This window comes from Ruminococcus sp. RTP21484sp1_RTP21277st1_D2_RTP21277_210401, assembly GCF_040924225.1.
GTDB lineage: Bacteria > Bacillota > Clostridia > Lachnospirales > Lachnospiraceae > Blautia_A > Blautia_A faecis.
Window position 1 is genome coordinate 1 of sequence record NZ_JBCOMJ010000068.1, and the last position, 1,488, is coordinate 1,488.

Below are 1,488 nucleotides of genomic sequence, written 5' to 3' on the forward strand. Positions count from 1 at the left end.
TGAACTCTTTTACTAAAGGTAGTACCTCGTTTCTTAATAGTTCCTCTGATGCTCCTGTAATAATGAAATCATCTGCATAGCGCACCAGATTTACTTTTGGATTTATCTGTCTACCTTTCGACCAATACCGTTTGAACTTATTCTTCAATAATCTTTCTAATCCGTCCAATACATAATTACACAGCGTCGGTGAAATAGTACCTCCCTGTGGTGTTCCTTGGTCAGTAGCATTGAGTTTTCCCTTTTCCACAAATCCAGCTTTAAGAAATTTGTGCAAAATTTCTTTGTCCATAGGGATATTCTTTTGCATCCATTCATGATTTATGTTATCGAAACATCCTTTTATGTCACCTTCCAACACCCATTCTGGTGCTGTTTTTCGAGCCAAGTCGACAAAACATTGCTCTATAGCGTCTTGAACACATCTGTTGGGTCTGAATCCGTATGAAGTGCCGTCTGCCAGAGTTTCTGTGACTGGTTCCAGTGCCATTTTGTGTAATGTTTGCATTGCCCTATCTTTCATTGTAGGAATACTCAGTGGTCTCTTTTTTCCATTTTTCTTTGGAATGTAGATTCGTCTGAGCGGTTGAGGTTGGTATCCTCTTCTCTGAAGTGTGAATATGGCGTTAAATTTGTCCTCATTACTTATCCAACACACGCCATCTACTCCAGGTGTTCTTTTACCCTTGTTTTCTGTTACTCTTTTTACAGCAATTGCTTTTGCATAAAACGAATGAGTCAGAGTCCATTGTAAGGATTTGATTTTTCCTACTCTGTTCTCCTTTACAGCCTTTGCAATACGCATCTGCAGTTTCTTAACCTCATATTCAGCTGTTCCAAAATCAATATCCTTCCAGCTCTTAATGTGATTTGAAGATGCACACGATTTCTCGTACATTTGCATTTCTCCTTTCAGAAATTCTGCTAATTCTCTTGCAACATAAGACCAGACGGAAGTCTGCCCCCTTTCGGGTGAGTATATTCTCTATCCTTCTCATTACAAGAAGGCATTCGCTTTCTCCGTCCTCCTTACCCGCACATCTATCGGTTTCCCTTACGGGTTACTTTCCGTATCTTTATGGAGATATACGGGCTTACCTTGTTCCACTACATTTATGCTGGTAGATTAGGCTCCACCTTTCTGCCGACGGTTCTATAGTCCGTGTGGTGGCTGTTTCAACCCCCAACCAAACCGCATTCCCATTTTGGGCCAGGCCCAGCAACCTTTGGCCTGTTCGCGCATAACGGCATTTACCAGTGATTCAGATATCTTAGCCATTCTATCCCAGTCATCATCTCAAGTCAGTGTTGCTCTTACTTGTTCTTATCCTCACGGAATCAGTTCTACATCTCTGTAAAGATGATTTTTCATATCTCGTTTCCTCATAGCAGTTACCCGCTACTTTGTAGATATTAGACTCAACTGACGGAACAGCAGGTCTTACACCTTACGGTAAGACAATAAATGTAGTGACTTTCAAGTCACAC

1 protein-coding gene is annotated in these 1,488 nt (G+C 41.1%); it reads right to left on the reverse strand.

All coding sequences use genetic code 11. The features are described 5' to 3' along the window. Window positions 1–898, reverse strand: an 898-nt coding sequence (locus AB5706_RS22980) for a reverse transcriptase N-terminal domain-containing protein (RefSeq protein ID WP_368357540.1), incomplete at its 3' end; no start/stop codon positions are given. Window positions 899–1,488: the final 590 nt, after the last annotated feature.